Origin of the sequence: Arsenicicoccus dermatophilus, assembly GCF_046267915.1 — a bacterium.
GTDB lineage: Bacteria > Actinomycetota > Actinomycetes > Actinomycetales > Dermatophilaceae > Arsenicicoccus > Arsenicicoccus dermatophilus_A.
The window spans coordinates 1,071,177-1,087,514 of the sequence record NZ_CP176520.1; the positions used below are offsets into that span (position 1 = coordinate 1,071,177).

General features: G+C 72.4%; 14 protein-coding genes. 8 read left to right on the forward strand and 6 right to left on the reverse strand.

Annotated features, from left to right (window positions below; genetic code table 11):
* Positions 1 to 73 precede the first annotated feature (73 nt).
* Complete coding sequence (locus ACK2IS_RS05315) at positions 74 to 1,282, reverse strand: cupin domain-containing protein (RefSeq protein ID WP_409485108.1); 1,209 nt, start codon at positions 1,280 to 1,282, stop codon at positions 74 to 76.
* Positions 1,279 to 1,533 (reverse strand): hypothetical protein, encoded by a 255-nt coding sequence (locus ACK2IS_RS05320; RefSeq protein ID WP_409485109.1) that lies wholly within the window; start codon positions 1,531 to 1,533, stop codon positions 1,279 to 1,281. Before ACK2IS_RS05320 ends, ACK2IS_RS05315 begins: the two co-directional genes overlap by 4 nt.
* 163 nt (positions 1,534 to 1,696) lie before the next feature.
* On the opposite strand from ACK2IS_RS05320, the gene ACK2IS_RS05325 reads away from it, so the two are divergent.
* From ACK2IS_RS05325 to ACK2IS_RS05335, 3 genes are read left to right on the forward strand one after another with little or no spacing between them, the layout of a single operon-like run.
* On the forward strand, positions 1,697 to 2,863 hold the full coding sequence (locus ACK2IS_RS05325) for an acyl-CoA dehydrogenase family protein (protein WP_409485110.1): 1,167 nt from the start codon (positions 1,697 to 1,699) through the stop codon (positions 2,861 to 2,863).
* A gap of 3 nt (positions 2,864 to 2,866) precedes the next feature.
* The gene (locus tag ACK2IS_RS05330; RefSeq protein ID WP_409485111.1) at positions 2,867 to 3,823 is read left to right on the forward strand and encodes a glycosyltransferase; all 957 of its coding nucleotides are present in this window, start codon (positions 2,867 to 2,869) and stop codon (positions 3,821 to 3,823) included.
* Positions 3,820 to 4,662, forward strand: a complete 843-nt coding sequence (locus ACK2IS_RS05335; protein ID WP_409485112.1) for a glycosyltransferase — start codon at positions 3,820 to 3,822, stop codon at positions 4,660 to 4,662. Before ACK2IS_RS05330 ends, ACK2IS_RS05335 begins: the two co-directional genes overlap by 4 nt.
* 94 nt (positions 4,663 to 4,756) lie before the next feature.
* Here ACK2IS_RS05335 and ACK2IS_RS05340 read toward each other — a convergent pair whose 3' ends face one another.
* The 3 genes from ACK2IS_RS05340 to ACK2IS_RS05350 are packed head-to-tail and all read right to left on the reverse strand — an operon-like array spanning position 4,757 to position 7,282.
* A complete protein-coding gene (locus ACK2IS_RS05340) occupies positions 4,757 to 6,130 on the reverse strand; it encodes an LCP family protein (RefSeq protein ID WP_409485113.1) in 1,374 nt (457 codons plus the stop codon).
* Positions 6,117 to 6,602: a DUF2304 domain-containing protein gene (locus ACK2IS_RS05345; RefSeq protein ID WP_409485114.1), complete on the reverse strand. Its 486-nt coding sequence runs from the start codon at positions 6,600 to 6,602 to the stop codon at positions 6,117 to 6,119. Before ACK2IS_RS05345 ends, ACK2IS_RS05340 begins: the two co-directional genes overlap by 14 nt.
* Entirely contained in the window at positions 6,599 to 7,282 is a 684-nt protein-coding gene (locus ACK2IS_RS05350) for a glycosyltransferase family 2 protein (RefSeq protein WP_409485115.1), read from the reverse strand. The genes ACK2IS_RS05345 and ACK2IS_RS05350 overlap by 4 nt, the downstream gene beginning before the upstream one ends.
* A 158-nt stretch (positions 7,283 to 7,440) precedes the next feature.
* Here ACK2IS_RS05350 and glf point away from each other — a divergent pair, with 158 nt between their 5' ends.
* The 5 genes from glf to ACK2IS_RS05375 are packed head-to-tail and all read left to right on the forward strand — an operon-like array spanning position 7,441 to position 14,459.
* Complete coding sequence (gene glf, locus ACK2IS_RS05355; protein ID WP_409485116.1) at positions 7,441 to 8,628, forward strand: UDP-galactopyranose mutase; 1,188 nt, start codon at positions 7,441 to 7,443, stop codon at positions 8,626 to 8,628.
* On the forward strand, positions 8,625 to 10,805 hold the full coding sequence (locus ACK2IS_RS05360) for a glycosyltransferase (RefSeq protein WP_409485117.1): 2,181 nt from the start codon (positions 8,625 to 8,627) through the stop codon (positions 10,803 to 10,805). Before glf ends, ACK2IS_RS05360 begins: the two co-directional genes overlap by 4 nt.
* Positions 10,802 to 11,674: an ABC transporter permease gene (locus tag ACK2IS_RS05365; protein WP_409485118.1), complete on the forward strand. Its 873-nt coding sequence runs from the start codon at positions 10,802 to 10,804 to the stop codon at positions 11,672 to 11,674. Before ACK2IS_RS05360 ends, ACK2IS_RS05365 begins: the two co-directional genes overlap by 4 nt.
* Positions 11,675 to 12,415: an ABC transporter ATP-binding protein gene (locus tag ACK2IS_RS05370; protein WP_409485119.1), complete on the forward strand. Its 741-nt coding sequence runs from the start codon at positions 11,675 to 11,677 to the stop codon at positions 12,413 to 12,415. It abuts the gene before it with no gap.
* A gap of 1 nt (position 12,416) precedes the next feature.
* Positions 12,417 to 14,459, forward strand: coding sequence for a DUF6541 family protein (locus tag ACK2IS_RS05375; RefSeq protein WP_409485120.1), 2,043 nt, complete (start codon positions 12,417 to 12,419; stop codon positions 14,457 to 14,459).
* A gap of 97 nt (positions 14,460 to 14,556) precedes the next feature.
* Here the strand turns inward: ACK2IS_RS05375 and ACK2IS_RS05380 are convergent, their stop codons facing one another.
* Entirely contained in the window at positions 14,557 to 16,320 is a 1,764-nt protein-coding gene (locus ACK2IS_RS05380) for an N-acetylmuramoyl-L-alanine amidase (protein ID WP_409485121.1), read from the reverse strand.
* Positions 16,321 to 16,338: the final 18 nt, after the last annotated feature.

The following is a 16,338-nucleotide window of genomic DNA, read 5'->3' on the forward strand; positions in this document are numbered from 1 at the left end:
ACTGAGCGGCCCCGCCCAGGATGCCTGGTCGGGGCCGCTCTCCGGCGGGAGCCGGCTGCGCCGGCCGTGCGGGTCAGCCGCCCAGCACCACCCCGGCGCGCAGCAGCGCCCGCGTCGTCTCCAGGCCCAGCTCGTCCGCGGTCACCGGCTCGCCGGAGACCAGGGCGGCCACGGCCTCACCACGGTCCGCGGGCACCCGCTGGGTCCCGCGGCGACTGGTCAGCATCAGCTGCGCGTCGTCAGCCGGGACCGGCTCGACGGTCACGGCCAGGTGCGGCCGCAGCCGGACCCGGCTCGCCCCGTCCAGGTCCAGGGCGGCCTGCACCTGCGCGATCGGCGAGAGCGGCGCCAGCCGGCGGCTGCACTCGTCCCGGCGGGCGAGCGCCCGGCTGACCGCGGCGTCGTCGAGCTCCTCGACCGCGCGGACGAGTGCGGCCCGGGCGTCGTCGAATCCCGAGGTGTCCGAGGTGATGTCCACCCCGACCGGCAGCGAGCGCCGCACCGCCACGTCGGCCGCGGCGCGCTCCAGGGCGAGCTCGGCCATCACCTCGGCAGCGGCATACGGCGTCCAGGTGTGGACCCCGATGGTGACGTGGGAGGAGATCTCGCCGAAGGTCGAGGCGGCGTGGACCGTGCCGCGCGGCAGGTAGAGCACGTCGCCCGGCTCCAGGGTCACGTCCAGCGTGGGGTCGCGCCGCGCCATGTCCTCGACCGCGCCGCGCCGGGCCGCCCAGGGGTGGTGCTGCAGCGGCGCCTCCAGCACCGGCTCGTGCAGGACCCACCGCTTGCGGCCCGAGGTCTGCAGCACGAACACGTCGTGGACGTCGTAGTGGTCGGCGAAACCCTGGCTCTGCGGCGGGGTGACGTAGGCGTTGACCTGCACCGGGTGCCCGAGGTCCACGGCGAGCTGCTGGGCCAGGTGCAGCAGCGGCGGCCAGGTGCGGTGCAGCCCCTGGGCGACGATGGTCGCGCCGTTCGCGAACTCCTCGTGGAGCAGGTCGTCGGACACCTGGTCGGCGACGCTGGCCCCGACCCCACCGGCGGTCGTGAACAGCGTGTCGGACAGCGGCGACCCGTCCTTGGCCAGTCGCAGGAAGGGCGCCCGCAGGCCACGCCGGGCCACGAGCTCGTCCACCGTGTCCGGGCCGAAGACGTCGGCGAAGTCCTCGCCGCTCTCCACGTGGGTGCGCAGGAAGGGGCGACGGCCCCACACCTCGCGGGCGAACGCCGGTGCATCGCCCACCAGCCGGCTCAGCGCCGGCCGGTCACCCGCGGAGCTCACGCGCCGGGCTCGATGGTGGGACCCTGCCCGCTCGCCGGGTCCTCACGCAGGTCGGCACCGCTCAGCTCGGGGTCGTCCTGGTCGACGGGGGCCTGGTCGTCGTCGGCCTCGCCGGAGCCACGGGCCGGCGCCCCGGCGTCCTCGGTCACCGTCCCGGCCGGCTCCAGGCCCGGTGCCGCGGGCTGCTCCTGGTCGAACACCGCACCCGTGTCGGTGGCGGTCGGGTCGTCCGGGCGGGTCGGATCGGTCATGGGGGCCTCCTGCGTCTCGTGCGGGACCGGGTCGGACGGACCCGGTACGGCGAAGACATACCGAGGATCGCTGCCCGTCATACCTGCTCGTCGCGCGCGTCACCCGCCCGCGACACGAGGCCGGACGGTCGGCGGGCCGGGAGGGCACCGGTAGGCTCCGAGCGTGCCAGCCAAGATCCCCGCAGACCTGTTCCGGACCACCGAGGAGCACGAGGAGCTCCGTGCGATGCTGCGCCAGGTGGTCACCGAGAAGATCGCCCCGGCCGCGGCCCAGGTCGACCAGGAGGGTGCCTTCCCGCAGGTCGCCTACGACGCGCTGTGCCAGGTCGACCTGCACGCGCCGCACGTGGCGCAGGAGTACGAAGGGGTGGGGCTGGACGCCCTCGGCACCTGCATCGTCATCGAGGAGGTCGCCCGGGGCTGCGCCTCCTCCTCGCTGATCCCTGCGGTCAACAAGCTCGGCTCGATGCCGCTGGTCCTCGCCGGGTCCGAGGAGGTCAAGCGGCGCTACCTGCCGCCGCTCGCCCGCGGGGAGGCCATGTTCTCCTACGGACTGTCCGAGCGGGAGGCCGGCTCCGACACCGCCGGGATGCGCACCCGGGCCCGCCGCGACGGCGACGACTGGGTCCTGCACGGCACCAAGGCGTGGATCACCAACGCCGGGGTCTCGCAGTACTACACGGTCCTGGCGGTGACCGATCCCGACGGGCGCCGCGGCGCGAACGTCACGGCCTTCGTGGTCGAGAAGGGCGACGAGGGCCTCGGCTTCTCCGAGCCGGAGCGCAAGCTCGGCATCAAGGGATCGCCCACCCGCGAGCTGCACCTGGAGCACGTGCGGATCGGCGACGACCGCCGCGTCGGCGCCGTCGGCGACGGCCTCAAGATCGCCCTGCGCACCCTGGACCACACCCGGATCACCATCGGCGCCCAGGCGGTCGGCATCGCCCAGGGCGCCCTCGACTGCGCCCTGGCCTACGTCAAGGAGCGTCGGCAGTTCGGCACGGCCGTCGGGGAGTTCCAAGGTCTGCAGTTCATGCTGGCGGACATGGCGATGGAGCTCGAGGCGGCTCGGCAGCTGGTGTACGTCGCGGCGGCGCGCTCGGAGCGCGGGGACGCCGACCTGCCGTTCTTCGGCGCGGCCGCCAAGTGCTTCGCCGGCGACGTGGCCATGAAGGTCACCACCGACGCGGTCCAGGCCCTCGGCGGGGCCGGCTACACCAAGGACTTCCCCGTGGAGCGGATGATGCGCGACGCCAAGATCACCCAGATCTACGAGGGCACCAATCAGATCCAGCGCCTGGTCATGGCCCGGCAGATCCTGCAGGGCTGAGCCGTGGCCCTCTCGACGCGCGTGGTCGCGGTCGTCGTCACCTGGAACCGCAAGGCGCTGCTCACCGAGACCCTCGACGCGCTGGCCGCCCAGGGCCACCCGCCGGCGCGGGTCGTGGTGGTGGACAACGCCTCCGACGACGGCACCGCTGAGCTGCTGGCCGCCCGGGCCGCGGGCGACCCGACGCTGGACGTCGTCACGGCCCGGCACAACGCGGGTGGGGCCGGCGGCTTCGCCCTCGGCCTGCGCCGTGGCCTGGAGCTCGGCTGCGACGCGCTGTGGGTGATGGACGACGACACCGTCCCCACGCCCACGGCGCTCGCCGAGCTCGTCCGCGCCCGCGAGGAGCACCCGCTGGGCACCCCCGCGGTCGTCGCGAGCCGGGTGGTGTGGACCGACGGGCGCGACCACCCGATGAACACCCCCCGCCGGTCACCCTTCGCGAGCCCCGCCGAGTCGGCCGCCGCCGCCGAGATCAGCTGCCTGCCGGTGCGGTCCGCGAGCTTCGTCTCGCTGCTGTGCGACGCCGCGGTCGTGCGCGAGCGCGGGCTGCCGGTGGCGGACTACTTCTTGTGGAACGACGACTTCGAGTACTCCACGCGCCTGATCCGCGGCGGCCACGGCATCGCCTGCCCCGCCTCGGTCGTCGTCCACAAGACCAGGACCTTCGGTGCCACCGACGCCGACCCGGGGGCGAGGTTCTACTGGGAAGTGCGCAACAAGGTCTGGATGTGGACCCGGTCGCGCTCGCTGACGCCGTGGGAGAAGGCGGTGTACGGCGGGTCCTCCCTGGTGCGCTGGGGGCGCACGCTCGCCCGGTCCACGGACCGGCGGGTGCTGCTGGACGGCCTGGGCCGGGGGCTGCGGGACGGGGTGCGGCGCGGACCGCGCCCGACCGAGGAGCTGTTGTCCGCGGCGGTGGCTCCGGCAGCCCCGGCGCAGGAGGGGGACCAGCAGTGAACCAGCCCGAGGCCGAAGGCTTCAGCGTGCTGATGTGCGTCTACCGCGCCGACGACCCGAGGCACCTCGCCGAGGCCTTCGACTCGGTGACGGTGGAGCAGACCCGCCGTCCGTCCCAGGTGGTGCTGGTGCAGGACGGCCCGGTGCCGCCGCCGCTGGAGCGGGCCGTCGACGAGCTCGTCGCCCGGTCGGTCGTCCAGGTCGACCTGGTGCGGCTGCCCGTCAACCGCGGGCTCGGCGTCGCGCTCACCGAGGGTATGGCGCGCTGCGCGCACGACGTCGTGGCCCGGATGGACGCCGACGACATCTCCCTGCCCACCCGCTTCGCGGTGCAGGTGCCGATCGTCGAGGGCGGCGTGGACTGCGTGGGCTCGGGGATGTTGGAGATCGGCACCGGGCGCGACGACGTGGTCGGCGCCCGGGTGCCGCCGCTGTCCGAGGAGAAGATCGTCGCGTCCTCGCGGATGGCGCAGCCCTTCAACCACCCCACGGTCGTCTACCGCCGGAGCGCGGTCGAGGCGGCCGGCGGCTACTCCGACTTCAAGCAGATGGAGGACTACCTGCTCTTCGCCCGGATGATCCAGGGCGGGGCGCGGGTGGCCAACGTCGCCGAGCCCCTGCTGTGCTACCGCGTGGGGGAGGGGGCGTACGCCCGCCGGGGCGGGTGGTCGATGCTGCGCACCGAGCTGGCGCTGCAGCGACGCTTCCTGCGGATGGGCTTCACCACGCCCGCGCAGTGCGCCCGCAACGTGCTGGTGCGCGGGGTCTACCGGATCATCCCGGAGGGCATCCGACGGGTCGCCTACCGTGCGGTGCTCGCGCAGCGCGGTGACCGCTGAGGACCGGGCTCCCGGCGTACCTCCTGCCGACGCGCCGGAGCCGCACCTGCCCCGAGGGGTGGTGCGGCTCCGGCGTCGCCCGGACCGGGTGGGGTCAGCGCACGGCCTCGTCGTTCTTGATCGCGCCGAAGAAGGCCCGGGCCTTCTCGCTGTCCCACTTGACCGCGTCGCCCGCGGCGGTGTGGTAGCCGGGGTCGGAGATGGGCACGACCAGGGACAGCGTGTCGCCGCTGGAGGCCCCGCGCAGCGCCTGCATCACCTTGGTCAGGTCGCCGATACCGGTGCCCTCGCCGACCTTGACCCCGCCGGCCGCGGCGTGGCTGAAGCCCCAGTAGCGCCAGGGCAGCAGGACCGTGGCCGGGCTGACGGCCTTGTGCATGATCGCGCCGAGGAACTGCCGCTGACGCTTGGCCCGGCCCAGGTCGCCCTCGGGGTCGGTGTAGCGGGACCGGACGAAGCCCAGGGCCTGCGCACCGTCCAGGGTCTGCGGCCCCTTCTTGAGGTTGATCCCGGCCTTCTCGTCGTTCATGGCGAAGGGCACGTCGATGTCCACGCCACCGAGGGAGTCCACGACCTTGGCGAAGCCGCCGAAGCCGATCTCCACGTAACCGTCGACGTGGACGCCGGTCACCCCCTCGACGGTGGCCACCAGGAGCTTGGGGCCGCCGAGGGCGAAGGCGGCGTTGATCTTGTTCTTGCGGTGCCCGGGGATGGGGACGTAGGAGTCGCGGGGGAGGGACACCATCGCGGACCTCTGCCCGGTCTCCGAGACGTGCACCAGGATGATCGAGTCGGTGCGCTGGCCCTCGGCGTCGCCGGTGGACAGGGCCTTCTCCTCCTCGGCCGTCATTCCTTGACGCGAGTCCGAGCCCACGAGCAGGTAGTTGTACCCCTTGACCCGGGCGGGCCGCTCACCCGCGGGTGTGGTGTCGACGTTCGACACGGTGCTCCAGGCGTGCAGCGGGGTGACGACCAGGAAGGCGAGCCAGGCGAGCAGCGCCAGGGCCGCCAGGGCCAGGACCGGGGGACGACGCCGCCGGCGCCGCGGGCGGGGGACCGCCGAGGCGCCCCGACCCGACGGGCCTCCCGGGCGGCGGCCGCCGGCGGGACGGCCCGGACCCCCCGGTCGGCCGGGGCGGGCGGGCGGTCGCGGCCGGTCCGGCGCCGTGGGATCGGCCGGGTCCGAGGTCATCAGGCGCGTCCTGCCGGGGTCGGCGGCGCCGGGCCGAGCCTCCGGGGAGCCCTGGCGGGGGTGGGTCGGGGAGCCCTCCCCGCGCTCGTCCTGGTCCGGCTCGCGATCCGGCCGCTCCTGGCGGGGACCGCCCGTCCGGCGGGCCGACCCGCCCAGCGGGTTGCGGGGGGCGCTCACCCGGCGACGGCTGCGGCGGGTGTCGATGACGTAGGCCTCCGTCTCGTCCTCCGCGGGGCGCCCGGGACGGCGTGGCTCGTGGTCGTCAGCGTGCGTCATGGGCAGTCGGGGCCTCGTGATCGGGGTCGTTGTCGTCCTGAGGACGCATCACCGTAGCCGCCGTGGCTGCGGGCATGCTGGAGGGCAGGACGCCGTGTCGGCCCTGGGTCCCGGCCCGGCCCCCGGCCGCCACCTCCGGGTGTCGCCGGGTGGCCTCGTCCAGGGCCACCCGCCGGGCGAGCCGGGTGAGGCGCACGTCGAACTCGCGGAACCGCAGCTGGGTGCTCACGACGTAGGCGAGGAAGGCCACGACCAGGGAGTACAGGAGCAGGTCGGTGCCTCGACCCACCCCCACGAAGCGGGCGACCCGGGTCCAGACGCCCGGCACCAGGATGGACCACACCGCGAAGGCGCCGAAGGCCATCATCCCGAGCCGGCGGATGGCCTGGGTGCGGGCGCCACGCGCGGTGGTCAGCCGGAAGACGACCGCCACGACGGAGGCGATCAGCGCGAGCTGGATCAGCGACCTCACTTGAACATCAGCTCCACGAGGATGTTGACGGAGTTCCACAGCGACTGGCCCTTGGCCAGGGAGTAGTCGGTGTAGAGGATGTGGACCGGCTCCTCGGCATACCGCACCGGACGACCGGCGATCCGCATCGCCCCGATCTGCGCGACGATCTCCGAGGCGTGGGCCATGCGGTTCTGGGTGAGGTCGACGTGCTCCACGACCGGGCGGGACAGGACCCGCAGGCCGTTGTGGGCGTCGGTGAGGCGGGTGCCGGTGCTGAGGTTGGTGTAGGCCACGGCCGCGCGCAGGACCAGGCGCTTCAGCACGCCGGGGCGGGTGCGCTCGTCCAGGAACCGGCTGCCGAAGACCACGTCCAGGTCGTCGCGGCGGATCCGGTCCAGCATCTGCAGGACGTCGTCGACCTGGTGCTGGCCGTCGGCGTCGAAGGTCACGACGTAGCGCATCCCGGGGTCGGTCAGGGCGAACTCGAAGCCGGTCTGCAGGGCCGCGCCCTGGCCCATGTTGATCGGGTGCTGGACCAGTCGGGCGCCGGCGGCCAGGGCCCGGCGGGCCGAGTCGTCCTTGGACCCGTCGTCGACGCAGACCACGTTGGGGAAGGTGCGGCGGGCGTGGGACACCACGTCCTCGATGACCGCCGCCTCGTTGTACAGCGGCACGACCAGCCACACGTCCTCGTTCACGACGCACACCCTACGGCGTGGCCGTACGGGTGCGGCGCAGGCGCCGCGGGCAGGCGATCGCCTCGCGCCGGACACGCCTCCCCGCGCCGCATGGGCGTGCGTGAGCGTGAAGTAGGGTGAGGCGAAACTCAGCCGGAACGCACCATTGGGGGCACCGCGTGAACCATGACCTCGTCGTCGTCGGGGCCGGACTGTTCGGCCTGACCGTGGCCCAGCAGGTGGCCGAGAGGTTCGACAAGAAGGTTCTGATACTCGACCGTCGTTCGCACGTCGGCGGAAACGCTTACAGCGAGATCGACCCGGACACCGGGATCGAGGTGCACAAGTACGGCGCCCACCTGTTCCACACCTCCAACGAGCGGGTGTGGGAGTACGTGAACCGGTTCACCTCGTTCACGGGCTACCAGCACCGGGTCTACACCTGTCACCGCGGCGAGGTCTTCCCGATGCCGATCAACCTCGGCACGATCAACCAGTTCTTCCGCGCGGCGTACGGCCCGGACGAGGCGCGCGCGCTGATCCGCGAGCAGGCCGCCGAGCTCGGTGACAAGACGCCGGAGAACTTCGTGGAGAAGGGCGTGTCGTTGATCGGGCGCCCGCTGTACGAGGCCTTCATCGCGCACTACACCGCCAAGCAGTGGCAGACCGACCCGGAGAAGCTGTCCGCGGACATCATCAGCCGGCTCCCCGTGCGGTTCACGTACGACAACCGCTACTTCAACGACCGCTTCGAGGGCCTGCCCGCGCAGGGCTACGCGGCCTGGCTCGAGCGGATGGCCGACCACGACAACATCGAGGTGCGCCTGGACACCGACTTCTTCGACGCGAGCCAGGAGCTCTCTCGCGACGCGGTGGCGGGCAACGTGCCGGTCGTCTACACCGGCCCCGTCGACCGCTACTTCGACTACCAGGAGGGGCGTCTCGGCTGGCGCACCATCGACCTGGAGGAGGAGCGCCTGGACGTGGGTGACTTCCAGGGCTGCCCGGTGATGAACTACCCCGACGCGGACGTGCCGTTCACCCGGATCCTGGAGTTCCGCCACTTCCACCCCGAGCGGCAGATGGCCCAGGACAAGACGATCATCCACCGCGAGTACTCCCGCTTCGCCACCGGCGACGACGAGCCGTACTACCCGGTCAACACGCCCGAGGACCGCGAGCAGCTGCTGCGCTACCGCGACCTGGCCAAGGCCCAGCGCGGGGTGCTCTTCGGCGGGCGTCTGGGCACCTACAAGTACTTCGACATGCACATGGCCATCGGAGCGGCGCTCAGCATGGTCGACAACAAGCTCGCCCCACACTTCGAGCGGGGCGAGGAGCTCGTCAGCGGAGGAGTCGACGCATGAGCACCACCACCGACCTGGGCACGCACGGCGTCGTGGGCGAGGAGACCGGCTGGGCGACCGTGGCCCGCGTGGTCATGCCCCTGGCCTCCGACGAGGACACGCTGCCGCTCTACCTCGACTTCGGACGTGCCGCGGTCAGCGCCGCGGACTCGGCCGGCCTGACCGAGGCGCAGGCCGCCATGGCCGAGGCCACCGCCGTGTCCACCAGCAACGCCGTGGGTGACACCCTGCGCGGCGAGCAGGTCCTGTCGCGGCGCAGCGTCCGGATGCCCGCAGGGCTGCGCACCTCCTTCGCGACCTACTTCAACGCCTTCCCGGCGAGCTACTGGCGGGCCTGGACCGTCGTGGAGCAGGTGCGGCTGCGCGTGCGCACCAGCGGCGAGGGCTCGGTCCTCGTCTACCGCTCCAACGCCACGGGTCGCGCCCAGCGCGTGGCGACCCGCACGGTGTCCGGCCAGGACGACCGGTCGACCTTCGAGCTGGACCTGAAGACCTTCGGCGACGGCGGGTGGTACTGGTTCGACCTGGTCGCCGGCGAGTCCGGCCTGGTCCTGGAGGAGGCCGACTGGCAGGTGGCGGGCACCCCGCCGCGCCCCGGCACGCTGAGCATCGGCATCACGACCTTCAACCGGGCGGACTACTGCGCCAAGACGATCCAGGCGCTGTCCGAGGCCGAGGAGCTGCGTCGGCGGATCGACATGGTGTATGTCGTGGACCAGGGCAGCCAGCTCGTCCAGGACGAGCCCACCTGGCCCGCCGCCGCGGCCGCTCTCGGTGACCAGCTGCGCCTCATCCGTCAGGGCAACCTCGGCGGCTCCGGCGGTTTCTCGCGCGGGATGTACGAGTCGGTCAGGGCCGGCCGCAGCGACTACCACATGGTCCTCGACGACGACGTCAACATCGAGCCCGAGGGCATCCTGCGGGCGCTGGACTTCGCCGGCTACTGCCGGGTGCCCACGATCGTCGGCGGCCACATGTTCGACCTGCACAACCGCTCGGTGCTGCACGCCTTCGGCGAGGAGGTCAACCGCTGGCGCTTCCTGTGGGGCTCGCTGCCGGGTCTGAAGGAGCGCCACGACCTGTCTCGGTCGAACCTGAGGGCGACCGCCTTCCTGCACCGCCGCGCGGACGTGGACTACAACGGCTGGTGGATGTGCCTCATCCCCACCCAGGTGATCCGCGAGATCGGTCTGTCCCTGCCCATCTTCATCAAGTGGGACGACGCGGAGTACGGCCTGCGCGCCCGCGAGGCGGGCTACCCGACGGTGTCCTTCCCCGGCGCCGCGGTGTGGCACGTCTCCTGGATCGACAAGGACGACGCCGTCGACTGGCAGGCCTACTACCACGAGCGCAACCGGCTGCTCGTCGGTCTGCTCCACTCGCCCTACGACCACGGCGGCCGCCTGGTCCGCGAGCTGTTCTTCAACGACGTGAAGCACACCATCTCCTCGCAGTACTACCCGCAGTCGCTGCGCGTGAAGGCCATGAAGGACATCCTCAGCGGCCCGGACCACCTGCACCGGTCCATCGAGGGCACCATGCCCGAGCTGCGCGCCATGGCCAAGGAGTTCGACGACTCGCGGTACTCCGCGGACCCGGACGCCTACCCGCTGGTCGACCGGAGCAAGCCCGCCCGCAAGGGTCGTCTGCCCCAACAGCCCAACGCCCGCACCGTCGCGCCCTTCGCGCTCAAGACCGCGGCCCGTCACCTGCTGCCCACCAGCGCGAAGTCGCAGGAGCGCCCGCAGGCCTCGATCCCGCACTACCAGAGCAAGTTCTGGATCCTGTCGCAGTACGACTCGGCGCTCGTCTCCAAGGCCGACGGGACCGGGGCGGCGTGGTACAAGCGCGACCCCGAGACCTTCAAGGCCCTGATGGCCGAGAGCTCCCTGCTGCGCGCCCGCCTGCACACCGAGTGGAAGCAGCTGCGCGAGCAGTACCGTTCCCGCGCCGCCCAGCTGACGTCGATGGAGGCCTGGGCCCAGACCTTCGGCATCGACCAGGAGGGCGCGCCCGAGGACGCTGCGGCGGTCACCCCCGAGGGAGCCCCTGCGGTCCACCCGGAAGGGTCCCACCCGGAGTCGGTCGACCGGACCGATCCCGGCTACCGCGCCCGCCACGGTGCGGCGCCGGGGGAGGACGAGGGCACGCACGGCGGGGACCAGCAGGAGCGATGAGCCCGGCCGCCACCGCGCTCGCGGACGCGCCGCTGGTCGCGCCCGGGCGCTCCAACGGGTTGCTCGACATACCGCGTTGGCGGTTCCTGCTCACCTTGCTCGTCCGCAAGGAGATGCGGGTCCGCTACCGCGGGTCCGTGCTCGGGCTGCTGTGGTCCTACGTCAAGCCGGCCGTGCAGATCTTCGTGTTCTGGCTCGCCCTCGGGAAGTTCCTGCGTCTCGAGGCCGCGATCCACAACTACGTGATCTACATGTTCAGCGGTGTGGTGATGATCAACTTCTTCAACGAGATCTTCGGCAACACCACCCGCTCGATCGTGCGCAACGCCGACCTGGTCAAGAAGATCTACCTGCCGCGCGAGCTGTTCCCCGTGGCGAGCGTGTGGGTGGCCTTCATCCACTTCGTGCCCCAGCTGGTGGTGCTGCTCGTGGGGGCGGTCGTCGTGGGGTGGCGGCCCGGCCCGCTGCACCTGCTGGCCGCGGTCGGCTCGGTCCTGGTCACCGGGCTGCTCGCCCTGGGCCTGGGACTGCTCTTCGGCGCCGTCAACGTGCTCTTCCGCGACTCGGAGAACTTCGTCGACCTCATCGTGATGATGGCCACCTGGCTGTCCCCGGTGCTCTACACCTGGCAGAAGGTCCACGACGCCCTGCCGACGTGGCTGTGGGTGCTGTACCAGGTCAACCCGCTCACCGCCGCGGTCGAGCTGATCCACTACGCCTTCTGGATCCCCACCCGCGGGGTCACCGCCGACATGCCCCCCCAGTGGCCCTGGTGGAGCCTGCTCGGCCTGGCCCTGTCCGGCCTGGTCGTGGGGCTGGGCCAGATGGTCTTCCGGCGGCTCGAGGGCCGCTTCGCCCAGGAGCTCTAGATGGCCGACCACCTCACCGTCATCGACGTCGACCACGTGGACAAGCGGTTCACGCTGCGCCACTCCCACTCCCTCAAGGAGTGGGCGATGTGGACCGTGCGCGGCCGCAAGGGCGAGCTGTCCGAGACCTTCCTCGCCCTCGACGACCTGTCCCTGCAGGTCGCCCAGGGCGAGTCCGTCGGGCTCCTCGGCTTCAACGGGTCCGGCAAGTCCACGCTGCTCAAGCTGCTGTCCGGCGTGATGCTGCCCGACCGCGGCAGCGTCGGGATCCGGGGCCGGATCGCCGGGCTCATCGAGGTCGGCGCGGGCTTCCACCCGGACCTGACCGGCAGGGAGAACGTCTACCTCAACGGCTCCATCCTCGGTATGTCGGAAGCCACCATCGACGAGCGCTTCGAGCAGATCGTGGCGTTCAGCGAGATCGAGAAGTTCATCGACACCGAGGTGAAGTTCTACTCCTCGGGCATGTTCCTGCGCCTGGCGTTCGCCGTCGCGGCGCACTCCGAGCCCGACATCTTCCTCATCGACGAGATCCTCGCCGTGGGCGACGAGCCCTTCCAGCGCAAGTGCCTGGACCGGGTGGCGGCGCTCAAGGAGATGGGCCAGACCCTCGTCGTCGTGACCCACGACCTGGAGATGGTGCAGCGCGTCTGCGACCGCGGCGTCGTCCTCGAGCGGGGGCGTCTGGTGCACGACGGCCCCATCGGCGAGGCCGTCGCCCACCTGCGCGGAGAGGGCTGAGATGTCCTGGGTCGCCGTCTGGCCCGCGCTGCTGCTCGCCGCCGTCCTGGTGACGGTGCCCGGGCTGGTCGTGGGCGCCGCCCTCGGGCTGCGCCGGGAGCCGCTGCTCGGTGCGGCGCCCCTGCTGTCCCTGGCCGCCATCGGCTGGGCCCTCCCGCTGGCCGCGGTCGCGCACCTGACCTGGACCTGGGCCGCCGTCGTGGTCGGCACCCTGGCCGTCGCCGCCGTCGCCGGCGCCGGATGGCTCGCCGCGCGCACCTGGGCGCCGCGGCTGCTGCGGCTGCCGCCCGAGGCGGTCGAGCGACGCAGCCTGATGGACCTGACGGTCTTCGGCGTGACGGTGGCGGTGGGGGCGACCTGGCTGGCCTCCGTCGCGATCCACACCATCGGCCAGGTCGAGTCGGTCCAGCAGAGCTACGACGGGGTCTTCCACGTCAACGCCGTCGAGCGGGTGGCGCACCTCGGCTCGGCGAGCCCCGCCACCGTCGCCGCGACGGCCAACACGACCGGCCGGCCCGGTTTCTACCCGCCGCTGTTCCACGCCGTCGCGGGGCTCCTGGTCCGCCATACCGGGGTGGACGCGGTGGTCGCCGCCAACGTCCTCGCGGTCGTCGTCGGAGCCCTGTGCTGGATCCCCTCGGTGGCGCTGCTCGCCCACGTGGTCCTGGCCCGGCACCGCTACGGCATCCTCGCCTCGGTCGTCGCGGCCTGCTCGATCCCGCTCTTCCCGGCGCTGCTGATGAAGTGGGGCGTCCTGTGGCCCAACATGCTGGGCATCGCCGTGCTCCCCGCGGTCCTCGCGCTCGTGGTCATCGCGCTGGGCCAGGCCGCGACGCCGACGATCCCGGTGGCCACGGCCGTCGTCGCCGGGCTGATGAGCGTCAGCGGGCTCTACTACGCCCACCCGGGCAGCGTCTTCGCAGCCTTCGCGCTCGCCGTCCCGGTGCTCGGCGCCGCGGTCGCCCGAGGCCTGTCCCTGCTGTGGCGGACCCGCCGGCTGGGACCGCTGTGGGTGCTGCTGATCCTGCTCGCCGTCGTCCTGGTGGTGCCGCCGCTGTGGGCGCGGGTCCTGCAGATCCCGGCGCTCAAGAGCACCATGTCCTTCGACTGGCCGGCAGGGATGACCCTGGCCCAGGCCTTCGGCAACGCGCTCGCCCTGGGATCTCCGCGCTCGCCGTCCTCCTGGGTGATGGGGGCGTTGGCTGTGCTCGGCGCGGTGCGCGCCTGCCAGCAGCGCCACACCCTGTGGGTGCCGCTGGCGCACGGAGTGGTCGTCTACCTCTACATGCTGGCCGCCGGCACCGACGAGCCGATCTCCAAGGACCTCACGAGCTTCTGGTACAACGACCAGTACCGCATCGTCGCCCTGCTGCCGATCACCGCCGCACCCCTCGTCGGGCTGGGCCTGGTGTGGTGCCGCGACGAGCTGCTGGGGGCCCTGGACGCGTGGTACGCCGAGCGGCCCCACCGGTCCGGTCGACACCTGCAGGTGACGCCCGGGCGCTCGGTGGGGTGGCAGTGGGGGGCCGGGATCGGCGTCCTCGCCGCCGTGGTCTGGGCGCTGCCCGGCGGTCTGGCGCTGGACGACGTCGCCGAGACGATCCGCAGGGGTTACTACCCCGAGGAGGAGAACATCACCCTCGTGGACCGGGACGAGGCGATGCTCTACCAGCAGACCCTGCGCCCGGGTGCCGCGGACGGCGAGCGAGTGGTCGGCAACCCGTGGAACGGGGCCGCCCTGGCCGGGCCGCTGAGCGGTCGCGAGTCCGTCATCGCGCACCTGACCACCTCTCTGGACGCGGACCGCAGGCTCGTGGCCGCGCGGTTCAAGGAGCTCGCGACGGACCGGGACGTCTGCCGGGCGGTCAAGCGCCTCAGGATCGGCTACGCCACCGAGGACACGAGGTTGTTCTGGTCCGACGACCAGCTGCGCCGCCCGTGGAAATACCTGGGGCTCAACAGCCTCGCCAACCGCCCCGGCCTGACCCCCATCGGTCACGAAGGAACCGTGACGGTCTACCGCGTGGGCCCCTGCCGCTCCTGAGGCGACCCGGGACCGTGGCCCTGCCGCCCGTTCAGCGCGCACGGCGAACCCCACCGACCCGGGGAGGTCGGCGGGGTTCGCCGTGCGCGCTGAACGGTCAGGCGAGCCAGACGGCGCCCGTGGCCCGGTCGGCCTTGATCACGCCGCCGGCGAACTGCTGCTGCCAGCCGCCGGGGATGGTCTGCATCGGGGCGGTGGGAGCACCCAGGGAGCCCCACATGCCGCCGCGCTTGAGCCAGTATCCGCGGATCGAGCCCCCGGTCCAGGACCGCAGACCGGACCGGTCGGACGTCACCGTGATGCCCTTGCTGAAGTGCACGTACCACCCGTTGGCCGTGGAGACCTCGTCGGTGGTGGGGTGACCCGCCCAGGTCCACCCGCCCAGACCCATCCAGGTCGCGTTGATGCCGGGGCCGATGATCTTGACGCCGGCGGGCGTGGAGTAGAAGAACCGCCCCGAGGTGAAGGCGGTGCGCGCCATCCCGGACACCAGGCTCTCGCCGACGTTGACGTAGCCGTACCTCGCGGCCCCGCCCCCGGCGGCGTAACGCTTGTAGATCGGCGAGTTGTAGCCGGACCCGGTCCACCCGGCCAGGGCGGCGGCGCCGTCGCGCAGCTCGCCGAGGCGGGGGTAGAGGTAGCGGCCCGGGCAGGCGGTGTAGCTCGACTCGCGGTGCCCGGCGATGTTGTTGGCGTAGTACGCCGCGCCCTTGGGGAAGCGCGAGGTGGTGCCGTTGTACTCGGAGTACATCGTCGTCTTGCCGTAGGGGTTGAGGTAGAACTGCGACAGCCGCATGGCGATGCCCTGCTTCAGCGCCCACATGCCGGCCGAGGGCACCGCGGCCACGTCGTAGTTACCGAGGATGGAGATGCCGAAGGTACGGGTGTTGAAGGAGTCGGCGTGGGCGCCCTTGACGGGCCGGTTGAGGCCGCCGTAGCGCCCCTCGAACTTCTGGCCGTACTTGTCGACGACCATGTTGTAGGCCACGTCGCACCAGCCCAGGGAGCCCGTGTCGTAGGCGTAGATGCCCCGCAGGATCGAGGCGCTCTGGGCGGCGGTGTAGCTGTTGGTGCCCGCCGTGTGGTGGACCACGACGACCTGGGTGGTGGGGTTGATCGTCGGGACGCATCCCTTGCGCAGGGACTCGTTGGCGCCCCACCCGGCCCGGGAGATGTAGCCCGGTGCGTAGGCCGCGTCGGCGGCGCCCGGCGTGGCCTGCGGGGTCAGCTGGGCGTCGGCCGCGGTGGTGGGGGAGGTGATGGCGGCCAGGGACGCGGTCCGGAGCAGGGCCTTGGCCTCGGGGGCCACCCGGATCTGGACGCGCGTGGCGCCGTCGACCCACAGCGGGTCGGTGCCGTACCTGCGGACGACGCCGGTGCGCTGGTCCCGCACGGCGTCGACGGTCAGCTCCTGCCAGTCCTGCCAGCCCTGGTCGTTCCGGGCGCGCACGGCGACCGTGGCCCGGGGGGCGACGGTCGTGGTCGCGGGCCAGGTGATGCCGACCAGGTCCCCGGTGGCCGCGAGGTCCACCACGGTGTCGTCGGCCTGCCCGGCCTCCAGGGCCGGGTCCAGGGCCACCGCGCCGGCGGGCGCCACGACCTTGCCGTTCGTGTCGCGCGGGAGGGTCGCCTGGTCGATGACCTTGGTCTGGGGGCCGGCGGCGGCGACGGAGGTCTGCGGGGCGCCGGTCAGCGCGTGGGTGGTGATCCGGGGGGTGACGGGGGTGTTGCGGGCGGGGGTCGCGGCGGGCACGGAGGCCGGCCCGGTGATGCTGGGCATGGCGACGAAGCCGAAGCTCAGCCCCATGGCGGCGGTCAGGAGGCCAGAGCCCTTGAGCAGGGTGGCGCGGGTGCCGGTCATGTCATCTCCTCCTTGGGG